A 5,202-nucleotide genomic window follows, 5' to 3' on the forward strand; every position below is an offset into this window, starting at 1 on the left:
GCTTCCGCGACACGGTACCGGCCGGGCGGAAGCTGCAGCCCGCCCCCCGCTTGTGTTGTTTCCCGCAAGGCGGCCTCCAGCAGGGGGGCCTGATCGGCCTCGGAATCGGGCCGGATCCCGAATTCGCGGGCATCACGCAGCATCGGGCTCGCACCAGGACCCGCCTGCGCCGCACCGGCGCCGACGGCAAGTGAACCGGCGGCTGCGACGAGGCCGGTCGGTACGGCGAGTCCTGCGGTCAGAAGGCGGCGGCGATCCGGCTGCGCCAGCGATCGTCCGGGAATGATCTGTTTCTGTTTCATATGCATCAAATTAGCATCGAACTCTTGACGTTTGCTTGCCGGAGCGCGACGCTGAAATCAGGCTGCAGTATGCGGCGAGAAACTGCACTGACGGGCCGGGGAGGGTCAGGCGTGACGTAGCGGGCGAGTTGCCCGCAAAGGCGCGTGCGATGCTTGAGGTTTATTGCCCCGGCTTGAACGCCGGGGACGATGAGAGGCGAGGTCAACCGATGAAGACGACATCTGCCATCACGCGCAACGGCGCCGGTCAGCTCGACCGGTTTGCGCGCTCCTGCGCTGCCCTTCTGGCACTCGGAATCCTGTTCGCATTCGCCGCGCCGGCCATATCGGCCCAGGCGCAACGCGCCGTCGTGGTGAACGATCTCAACATGCGCACGGGCCCCTCGACCCAGTATCCCGTGATCACGGTGCTTCGCCGCGGCAGCCCCGTTCTGGTGCATAACTGCACGCGCGGGAGCGCCTGGTGCAATGTCAGCCAGCGCAATGCGACGGGCTGGGTATCGGGGCGTTACCTCGATTTCGGAGGCCCCGTCGCGCCGCGTCGCGGAGGCATTCTCCCCTTCATCTCCTTCGAATTCGAGACCCGGGGTCCGTATCTCCATGAGGCACGCGGCTATCGCGATTATCGCGAGCCCGCCTATCGCACGTCACACCGGCACAGCTGGAGCTATGGCACGCCCCCGCGTCAGAGTGGTATCGCGCCGCGCAGCAGCGTGCGCACCCATGTGATCCCGCCGCCCGTGACCCATGATTACGACGTCGCGCTGCGTCGGCAAGATATGCGTGCCGCTCAGCGCGAGCCTGTCACGCAACCCGCGCCGCAGCAGCGCACGAGCCGGCTCGGCATGCCGGAAATGGCTGAGCCACAACGCCTGCAGCGTCGGCAAGAGTAATGGCAAAGCCGTGATCGGGCCGGACGGATCGCCCTGCGGCCCCGTCACGCGCCGCAAAGACGGTTCATCAGGGTGACGAGTTCTTCGCGTTGAAAGGGCTTGCGCAGGCGTGGCCAGTCGTCATCCGGCTCGTTTCCCGGAAGCTCATCGAAGCCGCTCGCGAGCATGACCGGCAATTCGGGGCGTTCGGCGCGCAATTTGCGCGCGAGTTCGAGCCCCGTCATACCCGGCATGGCGTGATCCGTGATCACGAGATCCACGGCTTCGCCCGCAAGCACGCGATCAAGCGCTTCCTGCGCCGAGGTCACGGACTCGGCTGCGTGCCCGAGTTCGCAGACCATATCGGCGAGCGCCATCTGTATCAGCAGATCGTCGTCAACGACGAGCACGTTCAGGGGGGTCGTCTCCCCGCCCATTCCAGCCATGCCCCTCAACTCCCCTAAGCATGCGTCGCCGGAGTCCGGCGAAACAACCTTCAAGGCCCCCACAGCCCGCAATCCAGTACACCTGTCGCACTTGCGCGCGCATAGCGGCTGCAACCGATAGCGCTGCCGATGCGGATGCTGCGCCCTCTGGCAATCCTGGCGAAGGCGCGAGTTTAGCGCGCCCCCTCGCAAAAAGTCACGCCAATCGCAGCCGCATTCCGGCTCCAGCCTGATGCAAGCTTGAAGGCTTACACCCTGCCACAGGCAATGGATAGGGTGCGGCACGAACGATGGTCAAGGCAGCAACAGAGAGCATCAGGCGAAAGTCGTATTGCGGCGAAGGGATTCGCCACAGGCTGGCAGGGATCGGATGTCTCGCCCTCAGCCTCGTCATCCCCCCCGCATTTGCCGAGGAAGCCCCCGCAGAGCAGGCCTCCGATCAACTGCGCTACTGCGAAGCCATCCACGATCCCGCCCGCGAAGCCCGCGCCGCATGGCAGGCGCAGGCGCTGCTTGAAATCGAGGCTCGCATCGAAGCACGCCTCGAAGATCTCGCCCGCGAGCGTGCCGCCTACGAGGATTACCTCGCACGCCGGGAGGAGTTTCTGCGCCGCGCCGAGGAAGGCGTCATCGAAATCTATGCCCGCATGCGTCCCGACGCGGCAGCCGCCCAGCTCGCCGTCATGGACGACCCGACCGCCAGCGCCGTGATCGCCAAACTCAACCCGCGTCAGGCCAGCGCCATCCTCAACGAAATGGAGCCGGGCCGTGCGGCCCTCCTCACCCGCACCGTCGCAGGCTCGGCCCTCGACCAGGAGAATGCCCTATGAGAACCCGTTCCGCCATCATGCCGGTGCTGGCCGGCTCAGTGCTGCTTGCCGGCTGCGCGACCGATTTCTCCGAGGTCGGCGTCGAGCCGGGCATGACCCCGGTCGGCTCCGGTCTGACCGCCTATCACGCCTCCCTCCCCTCCGGCTCGTTCCCGGATCAGAGCGAGCGCGCCTACCATTCACTGTGGAGCGACAACCGGGAGAACCTCTTCGCCGATGCCCGCGCGTTGAAGGTCGGCGACGTGTTGACGGTGCGTATTCGCATGGCCGATCAGGCCCGGCTCAATAATGCGACGGGCCGCTCACGGGATTCGGGGGCGAATATCGGCTTCGATTTCGGCGGCAATCTCGGCGGACCAGGCGTCGGCGGCGATTTCGGCGCCGGGGTCAATTCGGGCAGCAGTTCGCGCGGCCAGGGCACGATCGATCGTTCCGAGCGGATCGATCTGAACGTCGCGGCCGTCGTCACCAACGTCCTGCCCAACGGCAATCTGATGATCAGCGGCTCACAGGAAGTGCGCGTGAATTACGAGATGCGCGTTCTCAACGTCGCCGGCATCGTGCGCCCGCGCGACATCTCCGCGCGCAACACCATCGATTACGAGAAGATCGCGGAAGCGCGCATCTCCTATGGTGGGCGCGGCCGCTCGATGGAGGTGCAGCAGCCGGCCTGGGGACAGCAGGTCTACGACCGCGTCACGCCGTTCTGAGCCCTGGCAAGTAGCCCTGGCACGGATCGTAACCGGAGGACATGCGCGTCATGAGCAAGGCCGTCACGACGATCGCGGATCGGGACGTCTACGATCCCGGCATGGCGGGACGGAGCGGGGTCGGTCCGTCCGGCAGCCGTACCGTGGAAGCTGGAAAACCCGGTCGGGCCGGCTTCCTTGCCGCGCTCGCGCTCCTCACCATTCTCGCGGGGGGCACCGGGATGGCACTTGCCTTCATCGTGCATGAGCGGGCGCTGCGCGTCGATCAGACGACGACTGCACCCGCGCTGGAGCCATTGCGATACAAACCGGGCACGAGCCTCTTCCGCCTCGAACCCATCGTCACCAATCTGCGCCATCCACAGGAGACCTTCATCCGCGCGGATATAGCCCTCGTCCTCGACGAACCCGATGAAGCGGCGCGTACACGGCTGGCGGCGGAGGTCTCGGGCGACATCATGGCCTATCTGCGCACCCTCGACCTTGCCCGCCTCGAAGGGGCCAGCGGACTTCAGTTCCTGCGCGAGGATCTTTCCGAGCGCGCGACGATCCGCTCGGAAGGGCGTGTGCGCGAGCTCATCCTCGAGACATTGGTCGTGCAATGACATCGATGCGCGGCGCCTTCCCTACCCTCGGCCTTGGCCTTGGCCTTGGCCTTGGCCTCGCTCTCTGGCTTCTTACGGCAGAGACCGCGCAGGCCCAGACGATTGATCTGGGCAACCTGATCCCCGATGGTGAGGCCTCGACCACGGGGCGGATCGTCCAGCTGATCATCCTGCTCACCGTGCTCTCCATCGCGCCGGGCATCATGATCATGGTGACGAGCTTCACGCGTATCGTGGTGGCACTCTCCTTCCTGCGCTCGGGGATCGGGCTGCAATCGACGCCAGCCAATCTCGTGCTGATCTCTCTGGCCCTGTTCATGACTTTCTACGTCATGGCCCCCACTTTCGACCGGGCCTGGCAGGACGGTATCCAGCCATTGCTTCAAAACGAGATCACCGAAGAGGAAGCCTTCGCGCGCACGGTCGAGCCGTTCCGCGAATTCATGCTCACCCATGTGCGCGAGCAGGATCTCGCCATGTTCGTCGAGCTAGCCGAAGAGAGCTTCGGCACCATTCAGCCCCGGGAGGAGGTGGAACTGCGCGTGCTGATCCCTGCCTTCATGATCTCGGAATTGCGCCGCGGCTTCGAGATCGGCTTCATCATCGCCCTGCCCTTTCTGGTGATCGACATCATGGTCGCGACGATCCTGATGTCGATGGGCATGATGATGATGCCGCCCACGGTGATCGCCCTGCCCTTCAAGATCCTGTTCTTCATCCTGATCGACGGCTGGAATCTGCTCGTCGGCGGCCTCGTTCGGTCATTCTTCTAGCGTTGCACAGCGTCCTGACGCGCGCGTCTGCCCGGGTCAGGCCTCGATCATACGGGTCATGTGAAGCGCTTCGCGGAACGGGTTGAAGGTTTTGCTGAGCGCGAAGCTTCCGCCCGGCGGATCGCGCAAGAGAAGGACCGGGCGAGAATAGCGGCGCCCGCACTTTCCGTCGCCCTGATCAACCGACACGGCTTCGATATCGCGGAGCGCGAGACGGACGCGCTGCGCACCGAAGACGCTGCGGGTATGCCGCTCGACGATTACCGCAGCACGATCGAAACGCGGTTCCTGGAACGCGGTCATGGCGAACGCGGTCATGGCGAACGCAGTCATGGCGAACGCAGTCATGGCGATCATGCAGGCTGCAAAGACGCCGCGCAGGACGAGGAGGAGAACGCCGGTTCCCGTGTCGCGCCCCGCAAGGCGCGTATGGCGAGGTCGAGCATCGTGAAGGTCGCGATTCTGCACGCAACCGCCAGGAAGCCCAAGAGTCGCACGGAGATCAGGAAATTATCGTCGTGACGACTGACGCGCAACGCATACCTTGTCCTGCCGGATCATCGCCTCAGGCCGCGTTGATGGAATGCGCATGCGAGAAACGTCAAGCCGGGATTGCGTCAGGCGCCGGAGGCAGCGCCGTACCCCTCCCTGCGCCCGTCGGGAT

General features: G+C 65.1%; 7 protein-coding genes and 1 pseudogene. 5 read left to right on the forward strand and 3 right to left on the reverse strand.

Going from position 1 to position 5,202, the window contains the following annotated elements:
• A pseudogene (locus VKP01_RS04435) lies at window positions 1-302 on the reverse strand (hypothetical protein); the annotation flags it as partial.
• Between the two features lie 209 nt (window positions 303-511).
• Between VKP01_RS04435 and VKP01_RS04440 the strand changes: the two are divergent.
• On the forward strand, window positions 512-1,195 hold the full coding sequence (locus VKP01_RS04440; RefSeq protein WP_324410656.1) for an SH3 domain-containing protein: 684 nt from the start codon (window positions 512-514) through the stop codon (window positions 1,193-1,195).
• Window positions 1,196-1,239: 44 nt separating this feature from the next.
• On the opposite strand, the gene VKP01_RS04445 is transcribed toward VKP01_RS04440, so the two are convergent.
• Complete coding sequence (locus VKP01_RS04445) at window positions 1,240-1,620, reverse strand: response regulator (RefSeq protein ID WP_324410658.1); 381 nt, start codon at window positions 1,618-1,620, stop codon at window positions 1,240-1,242.
• Between the two features lie 290 nt (window positions 1,621-1,910).
• On the opposite strand from VKP01_RS04445, the gene VKP01_RS04450 reads away from it, so the two are divergent.
• From VKP01_RS04450 to fliP, 4 genes are read left to right on the forward strand one after another with little or no spacing between them, the layout of a single operon-like run.
• On the forward strand, window positions 1,911-2,450 hold the full coding sequence (locus VKP01_RS04450) for a MotE family protein (protein ID WP_324410660.1): 540 nt from the start codon (window positions 1,911-1,913) through the stop codon (window positions 2,448-2,450).
• Window positions 2,447-3,160 (forward strand): flagellar basal body L-ring protein FlgH, encoded by a 714-nt coding sequence (flgH, locus tag VKP01_RS04455; RefSeq protein WP_324410663.1) that lies wholly within the window; start codon window positions 2,447-2,449, stop codon window positions 3,158-3,160. The genes VKP01_RS04450 and flgH overlap by 4 nt, the downstream gene beginning before the upstream one ends.
• Window positions 3,161-3,210: 50 nt before the next feature.
• A complete protein-coding gene (locus tag VKP01_RS04460) occupies window positions 3,211-3,765 on the forward strand; it encodes a flagellar basal body-associated FliL family protein (protein WP_324410665.1) in 555 nt (184 codons plus the stop codon).
• Window positions 3,762-4,538, forward strand: coding sequence for a flagellar type III secretion system pore protein FliP (gene fliP, locus VKP01_RS04465; RefSeq protein ID WP_414706516.1), 777 nt, complete (start codon window positions 3,762-3,764; stop codon window positions 4,536-4,538). The genes VKP01_RS04460 and fliP overlap by 4 nt, the downstream gene beginning before the upstream one ends.
• A 36-nt stretch (window positions 4,539-4,574) precedes the next feature.
• Here the strand turns inward: fliP and VKP01_RS04470 are convergent, their stop codons facing one another.
• On the reverse strand, window positions 4,575-4,895 hold the full coding sequence (locus VKP01_RS04470; RefSeq protein ID WP_324410667.1) for a hypothetical protein: 321 nt from the start codon (window positions 4,893-4,895) through the stop codon (window positions 4,575-4,577).
• Window positions 4,896-5,202 lie beyond the last annotated feature (307 nt).

This window comes from Saliniramus sp. (assembly GCF_035311605.1).
Taxonomy (GTDB): Bacteria; Pseudomonadota; Alphaproteobacteria; order Rhizobiales; family Beijerinckiaceae; genus Saliniramus.

Excerpts from the sequence above, each read along its gene's own strand:
- VKP01_RS04445 (WP_324410658.1), bottom strand. The coding sequence starts at position 1,620 with ATGGCTGGAATGGGCGGGGAGACGACCCCCCTGAACGTGCTCGTCGTT.
- VKP01_RS04460 (WP_324410665.1), top strand. The coding sequence starts at position 3,211 with ATGAGCAAGGCCGTCACGACGATCGCGGATCGGGACGTCTACGATCCC.
- flgH (WP_324410663.1), top strand. The coding sequence starts at position 2,447 with ATGAGAACCCGTTCCGCCATCATGCCGGTGCTGGCCGGCTCAGTGCTG.
- VKP01_RS04450 (WP_324410660.1), top strand. The coding sequence starts at position 1,911 with ATGGTCAAGGCAGCAACAGAGAGCATCAGGCGAAAGTCGTATTGCGGC.
- fliP (WP_414706516.1), top strand. The coding sequence starts at position 3,762 with ATGACATCGATGCGCGGCGCCTTCCCTACCCTCGGCCTTGGCCTTGGC.
- VKP01_RS04470 (WP_324410667.1), bottom strand. The coding sequence starts at position 4,895 with ATGATCGCCATGACTGCGTTCGCCATGACTGCGTTCGCCATGACCGCG.
- VKP01_RS04440 (WP_324410656.1), top strand. The coding sequence starts at position 512 with ATGAAGACGACATCTGCCATCACGCGCAACGGCGCCGGTCAGCTCGAC.